Source organism: Amycolatopsis sp. QT-25, assembly GCF_029369745.1.
Classification (GTDB): Bacteria; Actinomycetota; Actinomycetes; order Mycobacteriales; family Pseudonocardiaceae; genus Amycolatopsis.
In genome coordinates this window covers 4,566,885-4,582,166 of the sequence record NZ_CP120210.1, presented here as the reverse complement: position 1 = coordinate 4,582,166, position 15,282 = coordinate 4,566,885, and the positions used below count along the sequence as shown (strand labels likewise).

The 15,282-nt window shown below is 69.2% G+C and carries 20 protein-coding genes; 13 read left to right on the top strand and 7 right to left on the bottom strand.

Features of this window, described 5'->3' with window-relative positions; genetic code table 11:
* Positions 1 to 84: 84 nt before the first annotated feature.
* Positions 85 to 588, bottom strand: a complete 504-nt coding sequence (locus tag P3102_RS21200; RefSeq protein WP_276361116.1) for an Lrp/AsnC family transcriptional regulator — start codon at positions 586 to 588, stop codon at positions 85 to 87.
* A 93-nt stretch (positions 589 to 681) separates the two neighbouring features.
* Here P3102_RS21200 and P3102_RS21195 point away from each other — a divergent pair, with 93 nt between their 5' ends.
* From P3102_RS21195 to P3102_RS21170, 6 genes are all read left to right on the top strand, one after another.
* Positions 682 to 1,866 carry an MFS transporter gene (locus tag P3102_RS21195; RefSeq protein WP_276361114.1) on the top strand — a complete coding sequence of 395 codons (1,185 nt, stop codon included), beginning with the start codon at positions 682 to 684 and terminating at the stop codon, positions 1,864 to 1,866.
* Positions 1,867 to 2,004: 138 nt separating this feature from the next.
* Positions 2,005 to 2,193 carry a hypothetical protein gene (locus P3102_RS21190; protein ID WP_276361112.1) on the top strand — a complete coding sequence of 63 codons (189 nt, stop codon included), beginning with the start codon at positions 2,005 to 2,007 and terminating at the stop codon, positions 2,191 to 2,193.
* A gap of 44 nt (positions 2,194 to 2,237) precedes the next feature.
* Positions 2,238 to 3,380, top strand: coding sequence for a type III PLP-dependent enzyme (locus P3102_RS21185; RefSeq protein WP_276361110.1), 1,143 nt, complete (start codon positions 2,238 to 2,240; stop codon positions 3,378 to 3,380).
* A complete protein-coding gene (speD, locus tag P3102_RS21180) occupies positions 3,370 to 3,741 on the top strand; it encodes an adenosylmethionine decarboxylase (RefSeq protein WP_276361109.1) in 372 nt (123 codons plus the stop codon). Before P3102_RS21185 ends, speD begins: the two co-directional genes overlap by 11 nt.
* The gene (locus P3102_RS21175; protein ID WP_276361107.1) at positions 3,741 to 4,601 is read left to right on the top strand and encodes a spermidine synthase; all 861 of its coding nucleotides are present in this window, start codon (positions 3,741 to 3,743) and stop codon (positions 4,599 to 4,601) included. The genes speD and P3102_RS21175 overlap by 1 nt, the downstream gene beginning before the upstream one ends.
* 245 nt (positions 4,602 to 4,846) lie before the next feature.
* Entirely contained in the window at positions 4,847 to 5,365 is a 519-nt protein-coding gene (locus tag P3102_RS21170; protein WP_276361105.1) for a hypothetical protein, read from the top strand.
* A gap of 10 nt (positions 5,366 to 5,375) precedes the next feature.
* Here the strand turns inward: P3102_RS21170 and P3102_RS21165 are convergent, their stop codons facing one another.
* Positions 5,376 to 5,630 (bottom strand): hypothetical protein, encoded by a 255-nt coding sequence (locus P3102_RS21165; protein WP_276361103.1) that lies wholly within the window; start codon positions 5,628 to 5,630, stop codon positions 5,376 to 5,378.
* A gap of 253 nt (positions 5,631 to 5,883) precedes the next feature.
* Here P3102_RS21165 and P3102_RS21160 point away from each other — a divergent pair, with 253 nt between their 5' ends.
* From P3102_RS21160 to P3102_RS21150, 3 genes are read left to right on the top strand one after another with little or no spacing between them, the layout of a single operon-like run.
* Positions 5,884 to 6,558 (top strand): response regulator transcription factor, encoded by a 675-nt coding sequence (locus P3102_RS21160; RefSeq protein WP_276361102.1) that lies wholly within the window; start codon positions 5,884 to 5,886, stop codon positions 6,556 to 6,558.
* Positions 6,559 to 6,596: 38 nt separating this feature from the next.
* Positions 6,597 to 7,655: a PAS domain-containing sensor histidine kinase gene (locus P3102_RS21155; RefSeq protein WP_276361100.1), complete on the top strand. Its 1,059-nt coding sequence runs from the start codon at positions 6,597 to 6,599 to the stop codon at positions 7,653 to 7,655.
* A 12-nt stretch (positions 7,656 to 7,667) separates the two neighbouring features.
* Positions 7,668 to 8,165, top strand: coding sequence for an ATP-binding protein (locus P3102_RS21150; RefSeq protein ID WP_276361098.1), 498 nt, complete (start codon positions 7,668 to 7,670; stop codon positions 8,163 to 8,165).
* A 55-nt stretch (positions 8,166 to 8,220) separates the two neighbouring features.
* On the opposite strand, the gene P3102_RS21145 is transcribed toward P3102_RS21150, so the two are convergent.
* The gene (locus P3102_RS21145) at positions 8,221 to 8,625 is read right to left on the bottom strand and encodes a response regulator transcription factor (protein ID WP_276361097.1); all 405 of its coding nucleotides are present in this window, start codon (positions 8,623 to 8,625) and stop codon (positions 8,221 to 8,223) included.
* 71 nt (positions 8,626 to 8,696) lie between these two features.
* The gene (locus P3102_RS21140; protein WP_276361095.1) at positions 8,697 to 9,002 is read right to left on the bottom strand and encodes an ANTAR domain-containing protein; all 306 of its coding nucleotides are present in this window, start codon (positions 9,000 to 9,002) and stop codon (positions 8,697 to 8,699) included.
* Positions 9,003 to 9,192: 190 nt separating this feature from the next.
* Between P3102_RS21140 and P3102_RS21135 the strand changes: the two genes are divergently transcribed.
* Positions 9,193 to 9,825 carry a response regulator transcription factor gene (locus P3102_RS21135; RefSeq protein ID WP_276361094.1) on the top strand — a complete coding sequence of 211 codons (633 nt, stop codon included), beginning with the start codon at positions 9,193 to 9,195 and terminating at the stop codon, positions 9,823 to 9,825.
* Between the two features lie 11 nt (positions 9,826 to 9,836).
* Here P3102_RS21135 and P3102_RS21130 read toward each other — a convergent pair whose 3' ends face one another.
* Positions 9,837 to 10,814: a nitroreductase family protein gene (locus P3102_RS21130; RefSeq protein WP_276361093.1), complete on the bottom strand. Its 978-nt coding sequence runs from the start codon at positions 10,812 to 10,814 to the stop codon at positions 9,837 to 9,839.
* A gap of 131 nt (positions 10,815 to 10,945) precedes the next feature.
* Here P3102_RS21130 and P3102_RS21125 point away from each other — a divergent pair, with 131 nt between their 5' ends.
* Entirely contained in the window at positions 10,946 to 12,661 is a 1,716-nt protein-coding gene (locus tag P3102_RS21125) for a GAF domain-containing sensor histidine kinase (RefSeq protein WP_276361092.1), read from the top strand.
* A gap of 6 nt (positions 12,662 to 12,667) precedes the next feature.
* Here the strand turns inward: P3102_RS21125 and P3102_RS21120 are convergent, their stop codons facing one another.
* Positions 12,668 to 12,964 carry a dsRBD fold-containing protein gene (locus tag P3102_RS21120; RefSeq protein ID WP_276361090.1) on the bottom strand — a complete coding sequence of 99 codons (297 nt, stop codon included), beginning with the start codon at positions 12,962 to 12,964 and terminating at the stop codon, positions 12,668 to 12,670.
* 156 nt (positions 12,965 to 13,120) lie between these two features.
* Between P3102_RS21120 and P3102_RS21115 the strand changes: the two genes are divergently transcribed.
* A complete protein-coding gene (locus tag P3102_RS21115; protein ID WP_276361089.1) occupies positions 13,121 to 13,504 on the top strand; it encodes a hypothetical protein in 384 nt (127 codons plus the stop codon).
* On the top strand, positions 13,461 to 14,189 hold the full coding sequence (locus P3102_RS21110; RefSeq protein ID WP_276361088.1) for a DUF6528 family protein: 729 nt from the start codon (positions 13,461 to 13,463) through the stop codon (positions 14,187 to 14,189). Before P3102_RS21115 ends, P3102_RS21110 begins: the two co-directional genes overlap by 44 nt.
* A 77-nt stretch (positions 14,190 to 14,266) precedes the next feature.
* Here the strand turns inward: P3102_RS21110 and P3102_RS21105 are convergent, their stop codons facing one another.
* Entirely contained in the window at positions 14,267 to 15,256 is a 990-nt protein-coding gene (locus P3102_RS21105; protein ID WP_276361087.1) for an alpha/beta hydrolase, read from the bottom strand.
* Positions 15,257 to 15,282 lie beyond the last annotated feature (26 nt).

Here is a 15,282-nt window from a genome sequence, read left to right as displayed (position 1 = left end):
TTCGAGCCGTTCGTCCTCATTGGTGATCACGCTAGGTGAACGCGATCCGCCGTCGCTTCTCGATTCCTGATCGGTCCCTGCCCGCTAGACGCTCCAGCCCTCGCTCTTGGTCGCCTTCAGGTAGTCCTCGACCGGCGGGCCGACCGGCCTGCCCTCGTACTGCGTCGAGAGCACCACCGACGACCTGATCTCGCCGTGTTTGCCCAGCCGTTCGAACAGGCCTTCGAGATGTTCGAGCGACACGGCCCGCACCTTCAGCATGGTGCAGCGGTCACCGCTGAGCCGGTGCAGTTCGACCACCTCGGGGTAGTCGTCCGACTTGCTGGTGCGCAGCAGGCAGCTGCCGAGCGAGCAGCGCATTTCGACGAACGCCTGGAGGTCGTACCCGGCACGGCGCGCGTCGACCTGGGCGCGGTACCCGGTGATGACGCCCGACTCCTCCAGCCGCCGGACCCGTTCGGCGACGGCCGGGGCGGAGAGGTTCACGCGGCGGCCCAGTTCCTTGAACGAGAGCCGCCCGTCGCTCTGGAGCGTTTCGACGAGCCGCCAGTCGAGGTCGTCCAGCGCTCTTTCCGATCGTAAGGTCATCGCGCCCGGATTCCTTTCATGATGCGCCTCGCACCCCCGCGAGGCCTTCGACAGCCTATTCGCCGGGGCGCCCGGAATCCCTAGATTCGACTCATGAAACCGATGTTCGCGCTCTTCATGGGTGTCGCCTGTCTCAGCACCGCGGTCGTCGGTCTGTCCACCACGGCGGCGTTGATCGTTGCCGAGCACGCCGGTGCCGCGTGGAGCGGGCTGCCGAACGCGGTACTGGTGCTCGGTTCCGCCGCGGGTTCGCTGTCGTCGGGGACCTTGGCCGCCCGTTACGGCAGGCGCTTCGTCCTGGTGCTGATGTACGGGGCCGCGGTGGCCGGTGCGCTGATCTCGTTCGCCGGTGTGCTCGGCGGATCCGTGCTCGCGCTGGTGGCCGGGATGCCCTTGATCGGCTTCGGCAACAGCGGGGCCCAGCTCTCGCGCTACACGGCCGCGGATCTGTCACCCGAGCACCGCAAGGGATTCGCGCTGTCCACAATGGTCTGGGCGGGAACCGTCGGGGCGGTGGCGGGGCCCGCCTTGATCGCGCCGGCCGCGGCGAAGGCCGAAGCCGCCGAATTGCCCGCCCTGTCCGGTCCGATCGCGGCCGGGGCGATGGTCGTGGCCATCGCGGTGGTCGCGGTCTCCACCCTGCCGCGCGGTCTCGCCGCCCCGGAGGAAGGTGTGCCGAGGCGGGAGCGGATGTCCGTGCGGAATCCGGTGATCCTCGGGCCACTCGTGGCGATGGTCGGCGCGCAGATGGCCATGGTGGCGGTGATGACGATGACCCCGGTCCAGCTGCACCAGCACGGTCAGGGGCTCGACGTCGTCGGCTGGGTGCTGAGCGCTCATCTGGTCGGGATGTTCGCGCTGGCACCGCTGTCGGGCTGGATCGCCGACCGGTGGGGTGGTCGCGCGGCGATCTTCGGCGGGATCGGCACGCTCACCGTCGCGGCGGTCACCGCGATCGGTGCTCCCGATTCGCATCACGTGGGAATTCCGTTCGCGATGTTCTTGCTGGGCTACGGCTGGAACCTGGTGTTCGTCGGCGGCAGCAGCATGCTCAGCCGCGATCTGCCGCCCGCTCAGCGGACGAGGGCGCAGGGCACGGTCGACGCCTTCGTCTGGGGGACGTCCGCCGCGGCGAGTCTGCTCGCCGGACAGCTCTTCGGCCTGGGCGGATACGTTCTGGTCGCCGTCGCGGGCGGTCTGTGCGCACTCGTCCCGCTCGCGGTGATCGGCCGCCGGACGGCCGCGCCGGAACCCGGTGAAAAAGCCGGGCTCCGCTGAGCCGCGGAACCCGGTCCCTTGCCGTCATACTGCTCCACTCCGACTCGAGCGAACCCGTGATGACACAGATCACGTCGGTGACCGAATCGGAGGGTCCTAGGGTGAAAGCAGACAAGTGCGGAAGATCGGGGGTGCTGGATGAGCGAGTTCGCGGTGAATCTGCGGGACCGGGTACGGCAGGCGAGGGAAGACGTCCAGCTCGCCGAACAGGCCTCGGACGAGGACAGGGCTTCGGCCGTCGGCGCCGATCTGGCCAACCTGGAGCGGCTGGCCGCCGAGCACGGGGTGGAGCTGCCCGAGCAGCCCTCGGGTGATGCCCGGGCGTGACCCGGGTTCCGTACCGGTGATCGGTCTTTGACACCCTGGGGCGTGTGACCGAAAGCCTGAACCGGATCCGTGCCTTCCTGGCGGATCGCGAACCGCCGACACCGTGCCTGGTGGTGGACACCGACCTGGTCGCGGAGCGTGCCGCCGCGGTCTCGGTGGCCTTCCCGGACGCGCTGATCCGGTATGCGGTCAAGGCGAATCCCGCGCCCGAGGTTCTGGACGCGGTGCGGTCGGCCGGTGCGGGATTCGACGTGGCCGGGACGGCGGAGATCGAGCTGTGCCTGTCCCGTGGCGCGCGAGCGGCGGAACTGGCCTACGGCAACACGATCAAGAAACCGGCGGACATCGCCTTCGCCCACCGACGCGGCGTCCGTGAATTCACCACCGATTCCGCCGGGGACCTGGCGAATCTGGCCGAGCACGCGCCCGGTTCGCTGGTCTCGGTCCGCTTGCTGACCGGCGGTCCGGACTCGGTGACGCCGTTCGGCCACAAGTTCGGCTGTGTCGCGGAGGTGGCCACGGCCCTGCTCCGCCAGGCCGTGGAAGCCGGGCTACGGCCGGGGATCGCGTTCCACGTCGGTTCGCAGCAGCCGGATCCGGCCGCCTGGGAGATCGGGATCGCGACCGCGGCCAAGGTCGCCGCCGACGCCGGAGTGCACCTGGAGCGGCTCAACATCGGCGGTGGGTTCGCCACCGAGCACCGGGAACCCGTGCCGTCACTGACCGATTACGCGCGCGTGATCCACACCGCGCTCGAAGCGCATCTGCCGGGCCCGGAACTGCTCCTGGAGCCGGGCCGCGTGATCGTCGCCGACGCCGGGCTCATCAGGACCGAAGTCGTGCTGGTGACCACCCGTGCCGCCGCCGACGAACGCCGCTGGGTCTACCTCGACGTCGGCAGGTACAACGGAATGGCGGAGTGCGAGAACGAAGCCGTCGCGTATCGGCTGGAGCCCGTCGGCGTCAACGGACCGGAAGGGCCAGTGGTCCTCGCGGGGCCGACCTGCGATGGTGACGACGTGCTGTACCAGCGGACGCCGTGCGCGCTGCCGGAGTCGTTGAAGGCGGGTGACCGGTTGGACATCCCGGGCACCGGGGCGTACACCGCCAGCTATTCGTCCGTCGCCTTCAACGGGATCGAGCCGTTGCGCACCTATTGTGTGGGGAGGTTCGCCGATGCCGGGTGAAGAACCACTGGTCGGCCGGTTCGCCGGCCGCCACGTACTCGCGGAGTTCGAGGGGATCGAGCCGTCACTGCTCGACGACGCCTCTCTCCTGAAGAAGACCCTCGCCGACGCGGTGATCGAGGCGGGGGCGACGGTCTTCGAAGTCGTGTCGCATTCCTTCGCCCCGCAAGGGGTCACTGTGCTCGCGTTGCTGGCCGAATCGCACGCGTCCGTGCACACCTATCCGGAGATCGGCTCGGTGTTCGTGGACGTGTTCACCTGCGGGGACCGGGCGGATCCGGAGCGCGCGGTGGCGCTGCTGGCGAAGCTGCTGGGCGCCGGCACCGTCCGGATGTCCACTGTGGAACGAGGAGAGAACTGATGGCGCAACGAGTGGTCGTCGAGCCGATGGGCGCCGGGCTCACCCGGAACTGGGACGTCGAGGAGGTCCTGTTCGAGGGCCGTACCGCGTTCCAGCACGTCCTCATCGGACGGACCGCGCAGGGGATCTCCCTGTTCTGCGACGACGAACGGCAGAGCACCGAACTGAGCCAGCTCGTCTACCACGAGGCCCTGATGGTCCCGTCGCTGCTGCTCGCCGAACGCGTCGAGCGGGTGCTGATCATCGGCTCCAGCGAAGGGGTCGCTTCCCGGCTGGCGGTCGCTGCGGGGGCCGGGTTGGTCGACCACGTCGACATCGACGCCGAAGCGGTGCGGGTCTGCGCCGAGCACCTTCCCTACGGCTACACCCTCGACGATCTGGGCCGTGCCGAGAGAGGGGAGGGGAAGGTCCGCGTCCACTACCGCGACGGCTGGGAGTTCCTCGCCGAAGCCCGAGAGCGCGGGGACACCTACGACGTCGTCGTGATCGACCTGCCGGACGAGAACGACGATCCGGAGGCGCAGCACAACCGGTTGTACGGCGCCGGCTTCCTGGCCCGGTGCACGGCGCTGCTCACCGACGGGGGAGTGATCGGCTGTCAGGCCGGCTGCCCGACGCTGTGGCGCAACCAGACGCTGATCGCGTCGTGGCGCCGGTTCACCGAGTCGTTCGGGACCGTTCTCTACTACGGTTCGGACGAGCACGAGTGGGCTTTCCTGAGCGGCCGGGCCGACGTGCTCGACGATCCCGGCGCCCTCGTCGCGGAGCGGATCGGCAAGGCGGGCATCGGGGAGTCCACTTTGGACGAGGACGCGCTGAGGGCGAACACGGTGCCGCCGTTCTCCCTGCGGCGTCGTTGAGTGTCGGCCCTTTGATCACGCGTGTCGGCCGCCCAATCACGCGTGTCGGCTGCGGGCGGAGCCGTAGTGAAGTGACCGGCGATCGCTGGTAGGGCCGTTGGTCACCGGAACCGGGGACTTGTCCCACACGATGCGCGACCGTGCGGCCCTAGGGCGCGGCGACGTCGTCGGAAAGGCTTCACGCAGAGGAAAGGTGCGGTGAGGTCATGGCGTTGTCGGGAAGTCTTCTCGCGAGGAGCAGGTCGGTGCGGCCGAGCCTGCTTCCGTTGCCGGACTTGAGGTTCGCGGCCTTGACGCCGCGGTCCGGTCACGGGCTGGCCCCGACGGGGTCGGGGAGTGTCTGCTTCGTCGCGGAGGGCCGTCCTGGCGCGGGGACGGACGCGGAGATCGTCGCCGGTCTCGCCGGGGACACCGTTCGCCGCAACGTGGTCATCCACGACGCGCACGGACGGACGATCGTGCGCTGCTGGCGGGAGAACGGCGATCTGGGCTGGTTGCTCGACGACCTCACCGACGTCAACGAAAGCCTGGCCCAGGCCGGGTTCGCGTCCTGGTTGCTGCATACGACGGTCGACTTCGCCGAGTCGAGGGACATGCGGCACCCGAAGCTGACCATGGTCTATCGCCGGGAACGCGGCACCTTCTACCCGTACGCCCCGCGGGGGACCCGCGGCCGGGACAGGGCGGCGGGACTGAAGATCCGCTCCTCGCTGACCCGGATCGTGCCGATGGAGCCGGACATCGGCCGCCGGCACCCGGTGTGAGGGGTGCCCGTCAGCCGGGCGCGCCGCCGAGCCAGCCGCGCAGTCGTTGGACGCGCCGGTCCCGGGGGTTCCACCGGGACCGCTTGACGAAGGCCGCGCCGTCGAAATGCCGGATGATGGTCAGGACCTCGTCGAGCAGAGAGGCGTGCGTCTCGGATTTCGCCGCGACTCTCGGTGCCCGCTCGCGCTCGGCGGCGATCGACGCCCGCCCGAGGCCGGCGTGGGTGCCGGGACGGCGGCGGGTCTCGCAGATCCTCGTGGTCACGTCCCGGTCCCCTCTCCGCGCTCACGATCCGGTGGGCGTCCCCTCCGACGATGAGGCACCGGGGGCCGTTCCGGTCACCGCCGAAGGTCGTGCCATCGAGGGCACAAAGACCTCTCTCGGTCGCCGAACGGGTACCGCGGGTCACGGGTCGGCTTCGAAATGCCGAGCGGGCCGGAGACGATGGGAGAATGCCCGCCCGGCGTCTCGCCTCCGTTTCGGGGATCGGCGAGCTCACGATCGACGGAGAAGGTGCATGCCGAACCCGACGTTCCCGCAGCCCAAGCCCCCGGCCCCGATCCGGGTGCTGCTCGTCGAGGACCACAAGATGGTGGCCGAAGCGCTGGGCGCGGCCTTCGAGGAGTTTCCGGGAATCCATCTGGTGGCGTCGGTGGAGTCACTGGCGGGCGGGATCATCGCGGCGGAGGAGCACCTGCCCGACATCGTCCTGCTCGATCGGCGGTTGCCGGACGGCGACGGGATCGAGGCGATCGCCCGGTTCCGCGCGATCTCGCCGTCGAGCAGGGTGCTCGTGCTGACCGGTGACGCGAACAGTGCCATCGTCGCCCGGATCCTGGAGGTCGGCGGGGCCGGGTTGTTGCTGAAATCCGGTCTCCTCGACGAATTGGTCACCGCGATCCGGACCGTCGCGGCGGGCGACGTGGTCATCGACTCGGAACTGCTCAGCGGCGCCTTGGCCATGCTCGCCGATGGTTCCGGCAGGCTCGGACCGGTGCTGACCCTGCGGGAGCGGCAGGTGCTCCGCCTGATCGCCGAGGGCGCGGGAACCGATCGGATCGCCGAGGAGTTGCGGCTGGCCCGGAATACCGTGCGGAATCACGTGCAGCGGATCCTGGTCAAGACCGGCACCCATTCGAAACTCGAAGCGGTGGCCCATGCCCGGAAGAATGGCCTCCTCGAACGGCCGTAGCGGGGAGAGGTATCCAGGTGCCAAGCTGCACTATGGCCATGCTGCCATCGAAACGGACCCCCGATCGCCGCGGCGCTGTGCTGTTCGAGTTGTTCATGCACAGCGTCGTCGACTACGCCATCTACCTGCTGGACGTCGACGGCCGCGTGATCAGCTGGAATCCGGGGGCGGAACGGATCAAGGGGTATGCGGAGGAGGAGATCCTCGGCCGCCATTTCTCCGTTTTCTACCTCGAGGACGACGTCGCCACCGGCAAACCCACCTCGGAGTTGCTGATCGCCGCTGAGCTGGGAAGTCGCGAGGACGAGGGCTGGCGCGTCCGCCGCGACGGTGAACGGTTCTGGGCCAACACCGTGATCACCGCACTGCGGGACGAACAGGGCTGCCTCGTCGGTTTCGGCAAGGTCACCCGTGATCTCACCGAACGCCGGAAATCACAGGAGGAAAAGGCCGAACGGCGACAGGCTTTCGCGCATTTGGTCCGGGCACAGGAAACCGAACGTCGTCGTATCGCGTGGGATGTTCACGACGATTCCATCCAGTCGATGATCGCGGTGAGCATGCGGGTGCAGATGCTCGCCGCACAACGACGGGATCCCGCGTTGAGGCGACTCGACGAAGCGATCCAAGGGGCGATCCGGCGGTTGCGGATCCTCGTCGCCCAATTGCGCCCGCCCGCGTTGAACGACAACGACCTGGTCGCATCCGTCCGCGACTATCTCGACGAGGTCGTCGCCGGCTGGGGACTCGACTGCACGCTGCGGCACGAGCTGCCGGTCCAGCCACCGCCCGACCTCGTCGTCACCGCCTTCCGGATCCTTCAGGAGGCGTTGGTCAACGTGCGGAAACACGCGAACGCCACCTCCGTCGTGGTCTCGCTGACGGGACAGGACGGCGGTCTGCTGGCGAAGGTCGACGACAACGGCGACGGGATGAAGCCGGACGTCGAGAACGCCCGCGAAGTGGTGTCGGGCGAGCACATCGGCATGGCGTCGATGCGGGAACGTGCGGAAGCGGCGCAAGGATGGTTCCGGATCTCCAGCGGGCCGGGCGAAGGGACATCGGTGATCTTCTGGATTCCACTGGATCGCGACTGAGGAGGCATTCCGATGCCGGAACCGAGAGCCGCGGTGCGGGTGGGCGGCGTGATAGACGAGCAGGGTCTGCAACGGTTGCTGGAAGGTCTGAAAGCCATGCGGGACGGCGACTTCAGCATCAGGCTGCCCCAAATGGACGACGTCCTGATGAACGAGATGGCGGCCCCTGCTGATCCTTGCCGGGGTCCTGGCGCAGAACACGATCCAGAACCTGACGCCGAAACAGGTCGAGGCCGGCAAGATGGACATTCACCACGAGCCGTTCCCGGCACCATTAGCCGTGAACACGGCGGCACCGGGCTCGGCCGGTCGATCAGTCGTGAGGTCGCCTATCTGTTCGGCGGCGAGATCCGGGCGGAGAGCGCGCTCGGAACGGGAAGCACGTTCCCCTTCTGTCTGCCGGTGGCAAGGTTCCCACAGGGGCCACCGAAGGCGCCGCTGGCGCGGAACAACAGGTGCTCGTGGTGGAACCGAGCACAACAGCGAGCGATCACGTCACCAAACCCGTGAACGCGGAGGAACTGCCGACCCGGATGGAACGCCGGCTCGTGGACTGAACCGCGGCCTACTCGGTCCCGTTGGGGCTCTTCGCGCAGAGGCGGCGGATGGCCGCGATGATTTCGGTGTTGGGGCTGCCCTTCACCAGGTACTCGGTGACGCCCGCGGACGCCATCTGGGCGATGGACCGGATGTCGCTGTGCGCGGAGAACGCCATCAGCCGGGTGCGGGGCACCCTGCGCCGGATCTCCCGCGCCATCCACGCGCCGCCCCCGCCGGGGATCCGGACGTCCAGCACGGCGACCTCCGGGATCAGCAGTTCCGCGAGCGCGACCGCTGCACCGGCGTCCAGCGCGACGGCGACCACCTCGATGTCCGGTTCGGATTCCAGGAGCGCGCGCAACGCGTCGCCGATGACCGGGTTGTCGTCCGCGACGAGCACCCGGAGTCTGGGGGGCGGCATTCGGTTCATCACGCGATCCGTGCCCGCGCGATATGCGGCGCCGGTGGTGGTCGCGGGCCCCCCGCCGAACTCGGCGTGACTCAGCAAGGCACTCGGCGATGGCCTTCGCTCGGCTGCTCGATGAGCGTCCTGGCGACGTCGTGGATCTTCATGTTGTTGTTGCGGCAGAAGGAACGAAGCAGTTCGAACGCCGCGTCGACGCCGATCTGGTAACGCTCGGCGAGGATTCCCTTCGCTTGTTCGATGGGAACCCGGTGATCCAGCGCGTACTGGAGTTGCTCGGCGCGGGCCCGGTAGAAGCGGACGCGGTCGCGCATGGCCACGAGGTCGTCGGCCGGGTCGGGCGAGCCGGCCGACGTGGCCGTCGAAATCGTGTTTTCGGACATGAAGTGATCGTCGCAGCGGCGTGACCGGCACGGGAAGAAGAGAACGTCCTGACTCGAATGATGCAAATGAACCCCCTCCGGACGGCGGCGGCCACCCGAACGGGCGCCGAACAAGGCCCTTTGGCCTGTCGCAGTGACCGGCCGTGCGCCGTACGCTCTCATTCGAGGAGGGGAAACCGTGGAGGTCGTAATGCTCCGGGTGTTTCTGGTCGACGATCACGAGGTGGTCCGCCGAGGCGTCGCGGACATGCTCGAGGAGGACACCGGCCTGTGCGTGGTCGGCCAGGCCGCCACCTTTTCCCAGGCGCTGGCGAGGATCCCGGCGTCGCGGCCGGACGTCGCGGTGCTCGACGTGCGGCTGCCGGACGGCAACGGCGTCGAACTCGCGCGGGAACTGCGCTCCAAGATGCCCGGACTGAAATGCCTGATGCTCACCTCCTACACCGACGAGCAGGCGATGCTGGACGCGATCATGGCGGGCGCGAGCGGTTACGTCATCAAGGACATCCGGGGGATGGACCTGGTGGCGGCGGTCAAGGAGGTCGGCCTCGGCCGGTCGTTGCTGGACACGCGGGCCGCCGCGACGCTGATGGCGAAGTTCCGCGACGACGCCGCGAAGAAGGGCCCGCTGGCCGGGCTTTCCGAGCAGGAACGCACGCTGCTGGAACTGATCGGCGAGGGATTGACCAACCGGCAGATCGCCGAGCGGATGTTCCTCGCGGAGAAGACCGTGAAGAACTACGTGTCCCGGTTGCTGACGAAACTCGGGATGCAACGGCGCACCCAGGCGGCCGTGCTCGCCACGGAACTACGGCGTCAGTGACAGCCCCCGTCTCAGGCGGTGATGAGCGTGTCGAGCAAGACGTCCTCCAGCGAGCGGCGCGGCGTCCACGGCAGCGGCGCGCCGTAGCCGAGGCGCAGCAGCACCTGAGGCCACACCCCGCAGCCGAGAAGGCGCCGGAGTTCGGCACGGGCCTCACGGACCATGATCGGCGGCGAGATGAACGACGCGTCGAGGCCGGCCCCGGTCGCGGTGAGCAGCACCCGTTGCAGTGCCTGACCGGCCTGGAGCCGGTCGATCCGGTCGTCGGTCAGCGAGCCGATCATCACCACGAGCGGAGTCGGCCCCGTGTTGCTGTGCGGTCCGCGGAATTCGTCGAGCAACCAGCTTTCGTCGGCGGGAGCGCCTTCGGTCGCGTAGGACGGGACGCCGTCGCGAGTGTTCGCGCCCAGTCCGGTCCAGCGGCCGAGTTCGGCGAGGAACGCGGGGTCGGTGAACTGCGCCCGGCGAGCGCGTTCGGTGAGGTCCTGCAGCCGGCGGCACTGTTCGGCGTCGAGACGCGACATCCAGGAGTGTTCGAGTTCGGTCGCGTGCCGGAGCACGGCGAGCGTGGCGTCCGGGACGACACGGGACAGGAACGGCCGCCGGTTGGTCCGGCGGTGCGGGATCGCGCGGGCGAGCCGCGAGATTTTCGGATCCGGCGTGCGTTCGGCGAGCGGGCGGACGACGGCCAGCAGGTCGGGATCCGTCCGGCTCGGCACGAGGGTCGTCGCGGGGTGGAAACCCGAGGCCCGAATCGCCGTCCTGAGGGTGAACAGGGCGGCACCACAGGAAAGAACGAGTTCGCGACCGTCCGGATCCGTGACCGGGAGGATCCGGCGCGGATCGGCGTGGAGTTCGATCCCGGTCCCGGTGCAGCGGAAGAGCCACGGCTGGGTGTTGTGCGTCGACGGGGCCAGCATGGCCGACCGGAGCACGGAATTCACCTGTTCGGAGTTCAAGCGCCCGATCCCGGTGACTTGTATGGTCATGGTTTCTCCCGCCGCCGCGCCACGGGTAATACGGTTGTCTCGAGGAGACGGTCCCCGTCCGCGGTGCGGGACCGAAAGAGGAGAAAGTCACCACGGCCGCGACTCGTCCCGATCTTCGGAGGCGCAGCAGGATGTCGGCTCATGACCGGCTGGGCGGAAGCGACGACCGGATCACCGGCGCGCTTTCCCAGCTGCGGGTCCGCGAAGTGCTGCGGGACCTCCAAGACCGCATCGAACGGCTCATCGGCACACGCGACAAGATGGACGGCCTCCTCGAAGCGGTGCTGGCGGTCGCTTCGGGGCTGGAGCTGGACGCGACGCTCCGCCGGATCGTGCGGGCGGCGATCGATCTCGGGGAAGCCACCTATGGCGCGCTCGGGGTGATCGCGGACGACGGTTCGCTCTCCGAATTCGTCTATCTCGGCATCGACGGTGAGACGGAACGACAGATCGGGCATCTCCCGAAAGGGCACGGGCTGCTGGGTTTCGTCATCGAGGAGGCGAGACCGGTGCGGCTGGCCGATATTTCGCGGCATCCCGCATCGGCCGGGTTCCCGCCACGCCATCCGCCGATGCGGTCGTTCCTCGGTGTGCCGATCCGCGTGCGCGACGAGGTGTTCGGGAATCTGTACCTCACCGAAAAACGCGGTGAGGCCTTCACCGACGACGACGAGGTGGTCGTCCAGGCGCTCGCCGCCGCGGCGGGCATCGCGATCGAGAACGCCCACCTCTACGAGCAGGCACGGATCCGCCAGCAGTGGCAGGCCGCCACCAGCGAAGTGACCACGGAGCTGTTGGGCGGCACCGATCCCGCCGACGCGCTCGACCTGATCGCCGGGCGGGCACTGGAACTGACCGGTTCCGACCTCACCCTGCTGGCACTGCCCGGTTCCGGCGGGCTCGACATCGGCCCGGACGAGTCCGACGAACTCACCATCGCGGTGTGCGCGGGCGCGCGGGCGGCGGAACTGACCGGCGCGCGGATCAGCGTCGCCGATTCCGTGCCAGGGGCGGTCTACCGGGACCGGACCCCTCGCAGCGTTCCGGAACTGGCACTCGGCGCCGATGGCGGGTTCGGCCTGGGCCCGACGCTCGTGGTGCCGCTCCGGGCGCGAGAACGCACGTCCGGGGTGCTGATGGCGGCGAGGAACCCCGGCGCGGTCCCGTTCGAGCTCGCCCAACTGCCGGTGGTGGCCTCGTTCGCCGACCAGGCCGCGCTCGCGCTCCAGCTGGCGGCGCGGCAACGCACGGCGAGGGAACTCGACGTGCTCGCCGACCGGGACCGGATCGCCAGGGAACTGCACGACCACGTGATCCAGCGGCTGTTCGCGGTCGGTCTCACCATGCAGAGCACCCATCGCCGCGCGGACACTCCTGAACTGCGGCGGCGGATCGGGGAGAGCATCGACCAGATGCACGAGATCGTGCACGAGATCCGCACGGCGATCTTCGATCTCCACGGCGGCGAGGCGGGGCGGCAGGGAGTGCGGCTGCGGCACCGCCTCCACGATTCGATCGCCGAACTCACCGAAGAAACACCGGTCCACCCGACGATCAGCCTGTCCGGACCGCTCGACTCGATTCCCCCGTCGTTGGCCGAACACGTCGAGGCGGTGGTGCGGGAGTCGGTCGGCAACGTCGTCCGGCACGCGCGCGCGAGCGGTGTTTCGGTGAGCGTCGCCGTGCAGGACGACGTCCTGCGGATCGTGGTCACCGACGACGGCACCGGAAGCGCCGGGGGACTGCGGGAGCTGCGTGACCGTGCGGAACAGGCGGGCGGGACGTTCCAGGCCGAGGCCCGGGACGGGGGCGGAACCAGGGTCGACTGGTCCGCCCCCTTGCGCTGATCCGGGTCAGTTCGCCGACTGCGCGCTGAGGACCCCGTTGACCTCGATCGAGCGGGCGACGTCCGAGGCGACGGTCTCGAGCAGTTCCGCGGTGAGGTCCGAGAGTGCCCGCGTCACCGCGAGATAGGCGCCGATCTGGGAGGCCGAACTGTTTCTCAACCCGGCCTCCGCGAGTCCGACACCGACGAACTCGCCACCGTCTTCGAGGCGGAGCAACGCCTCCGCGCGCACTCGGTTCGGCTCGTGCTGCAGGGACACGTCGATCGTCCATTTGTCCGTCATCGTCGGCTCCGTTCCGGTCATCGAGGCTCTCACCGCCGCCGTTCGCGGCACAGGGTCCTCAGTCCCCGCTCTCCGGGAGTCGGGGGCGAAAGTCCGCGGAGTTCGTGACCGGCGACCGCTGCGGTCGCTGGGTACCCCGGAAGAAGGTGGATCAATCACCGGTTTCCCCCGGAGACCATGACGAAGATCTCGTTGCCCACAGCCGTCGACCGGGCGGTGGCGGCCCTCGTCCCCGCTCGTCACCAGCCGGGTGGCGGTTCGTCGTGGACCGGGACGGGACCGCGCCAGGGCGCTCCGGGTCGTCTCGTCGACACCCACGTTTCCGATCGCCGTCACCCGCCCGTCATCCGCGGCGGGCGCGATCGCGGTTCGGTCGTCCTCACCGAGCAGGCGTCCGAACGGATCCTGGTCCTTCCCGCCGACCGCACCTCCTGGCAGCACCGGAAGCCGAGCTGGGCGTGGGCGCCGAACGCGGCCAACGGACTGGCGGAGCCGATGGGCTCGTGGAGCAACCCGAGTGACGCGAAACTCGCCGAACGGACGGGGAGAAGTATCTGCTGACGTCGGCGTTCCCGCCAATCCGCACAGCATCGAACTGCTGCGGGACGGGAACATGGCGGTGGCGGCCAGCACCGGTGGCCGGGTGCGGGTCTACACCGCTTCCCAAGGGCAGCGTTCGACGACCTGCACCGAGTATCGGCTGGTGGGGGCGCACGGCGTGGTCTGGGACGCCGGCCGGAACGTGGTGTGGGCCTTGGGCACCGACGCGCTTGTCGCGTCGAGCGTCGGCGGGTCCCGTGCGGCGCCGGTGCTCACCGGACAGCGGTCCGTGCCGGTGCCGAGCAAGGGCGGGCACGACCTCCAGCCGGTCCCGCACCGGCTGGATCTGCTGTGGGTGACCACGGAAGCGGGCGTGTACCAGTTCTCGAAGACGAGCGGTGGGTTCACCCGGCGTCATGCGGACGCGGGCGAGATCGACCGGCCACACGTGAAAAGTGTGTCGACGAACCCTCGGACCGGGCAGATCCTGACGGCCTCGGTGCAGGACGGTCACCTGCGCACGTGGTGCACGGACACCGTCCGGCCGGCCTTTCCACGCGCCGAGCTGGCGCTGCACGGCGCGTGGATCTACAAGGCCCGCTGGTGGATCGGTCGAGCTGGACTTCCATGTCGGTACCGGCCGTTCGGGGGGCTGCCCGGCCGGTACCGACACACCAGGGAAGAGTGGGCCCGGTCGCGAGAATGACGCGTGGCCGCGTCTTTCACCTGACCGAGTGAACCGAGCGGCTCAGCGCGCGGCGTCGACCCGTTCCGGGTAGTGCCTCACCCGAGGAAGGCCAGTAGCTCGTCGATAACCGCGCGTGGCTGCTCCTCCGCGACGAAGTGCCCGGCCCCGGCGATCTTCCGCACGCGGACGTCGGCCGCCTTCGACGGCAGTACCGCGGCGAGATGGTCGTAGTTGTACTCCGAGCCCAGTCCGAGCATCGGGGCGGCGATCTTCGCGTACGCCTTCTGGTCCTCGATGTCCGTGCCGAACGCCCGGTACCAGCCGTTCCCCGCGCGGATCGCGTCCGGACGGTCGTACGCGGCGGCGTAGACGGCCCGACCCCGCGCCGTGATCGAGGCCGGATCGGCCGCCAGCCGGTCGAACATCCAGTCGACGAGAAAGCGTGACCGGCCGGTCAGCAGCTGTTCGGGCAGCGTCGCGACCTGGTTGAAGGCGAACCACCAGACGTTCACCGGTTGTCCGGGCGGGGCCAGCATCGGGAGCTGGTACAGGCTTTCGTCGGGATGCGAGACGTCCATGAGGGTGACGGTCTTCGTCGCTTCGGGATGGTTGGCGGCGAAGGCGAACGCGACCATGGCGCCGATGTCGTGCCCGGCGATATGCGCCTGCCGAAGACCCAGGCCGCGCAGGAGCCCGAAGATGTCGCGGGCCATCGTCTTCTTGTCGTAACCACCTTGGGGCTTGCCCGAGCCGCCCATGCCTCGAAGGTCGACGGCGATCACGCGATACCGCTTCGCCAGCTCCGGCATGATCTTGTGGTACTGCCACCACGTCTCCGGCCAGCCCGGCAACAGGATCAGCGGCTCGCCGCGGCCACCGGCGACGTAGTGCAGCCGGACCCCGTCCACCTGGGCGTACTCGCTGCGGAACCCGCCGGGCAGGGACCGGGCGAGTGCCGCGTCGTGGGGAGCGCCGGACTGGCCGGCCTCGGCGATGCCACCCGAGGCCACCAGCGCGGCCGCGGCCCCCGCGCCGAGGGTGAGCATGGACCGGCGGTTGAGGAAGGAACGGCTGTCTTCGGTCATGTCTCGATCGTGGCCGGACCGAGGTG

What these genes read in the sequence shown, in the direction of transcription:
- P3102_RS21200 (WP_276361116.1), bottom strand. Translation starts at nt 588, where the DNA reads ATGACCTTACGATCGGAAAGAGCGCTGGACGACCTCGACTGGCGGCTC.
- P3102_RS21195 (WP_276361114.1), top strand. Translation starts at nt 682, where the DNA reads ATGAAACCGATGTTCGCGCTCTTCATGGGTGTCGCCTGTCTCAGCACC.
- P3102_RS21190 (WP_276361112.1), top strand. Translation starts at nt 2,005, where the DNA reads ATGAGCGAGTTCGCGGTGAATCTGCGGGACCGGGTACGGCAGGCGAGG.
- speD (WP_276361109.1), top strand. Translation starts at nt 3,370, where the DNA reads ATGCCGGGTGAAGAACCACTGGTCGGCCGGTTCGCCGGCCGCCACGTA.
- P3102_RS21175 (WP_276361107.1), top strand. Translation starts at nt 3,741, where the DNA reads ATGGCGCAACGAGTGGTCGTCGAGCCGATGGGCGCCGGGCTCACCCGG.
- P3102_RS21160 (WP_276361102.1), top strand. Translation starts at nt 5,884, where the DNA reads ATGCCGAACCCGACGTTCCCGCAGCCCAAGCCCCCGGCCCCGATCCGG.
- P3102_RS21155 (WP_276361100.1), top strand. Translation starts at nt 6,597, where the DNA reads ATGCTGCCATCGAAACGGACCCCCGATCGCCGCGGCGCTGTGCTGTTC.
- P3102_RS21150 (WP_276361098.1), top strand. Translation starts at nt 7,668, where the DNA reads ATGCCGGAACCGAGAGCCGCGGTGCGGGTGGGCGGCGTGATAGACGAG.
- P3102_RS21145 (WP_276361097.1), bottom strand. Translation starts at nt 8,625, where the DNA reads ATGAACCGAATGCCGCCCCCCAGACTCCGGGTGCTCGTCGCGGACGAC.
- P3102_RS21140 (WP_276361095.1), bottom strand. Translation starts at nt 9,002, where the DNA reads ATGTCCGAAAACACGATTTCGACGGCCACGTCGGCCGGCTCGCCCGAC.
- P3102_RS21135 (WP_276361094.1), top strand. Translation starts at nt 9,193, where the DNA reads ATGCTCCGGGTGTTTCTGGTCGACGATCACGAGGTGGTCCGCCGAGGC.
- P3102_RS21130 (WP_276361093.1), bottom strand. Translation starts at nt 10,814, where the DNA reads ATGACCATACAAGTCACCGGGATCGGGCGCTTGAACTCCGAACAGGTG.
- P3102_RS21125 (WP_276361092.1), top strand. Translation starts at nt 10,946, where the DNA reads ATGTCGGCTCATGACCGGCTGGGCGGAAGCGACGACCGGATCACCGGC.
- P3102_RS21120 (WP_276361090.1), bottom strand. Translation starts at nt 12,964, where the DNA reads ATGACCGGAACGGAGCCGACGATGACGGACAAATGGACGATCGACGTG.
- P3102_RS21115 (WP_276361089.1), top strand. Translation starts at nt 13,121, where the DNA reads ATGACGAAGATCTCGTTGCCCACAGCCGTCGACCGGGCGGTGGCGGCC.
- P3102_RS21105 (WP_276361087.1), bottom strand. Translation starts at nt 15,256, where the DNA reads ATGACCGAAGACAGCCGTTCCTTCCTCAACCGCCGGTCCATGCTCACC.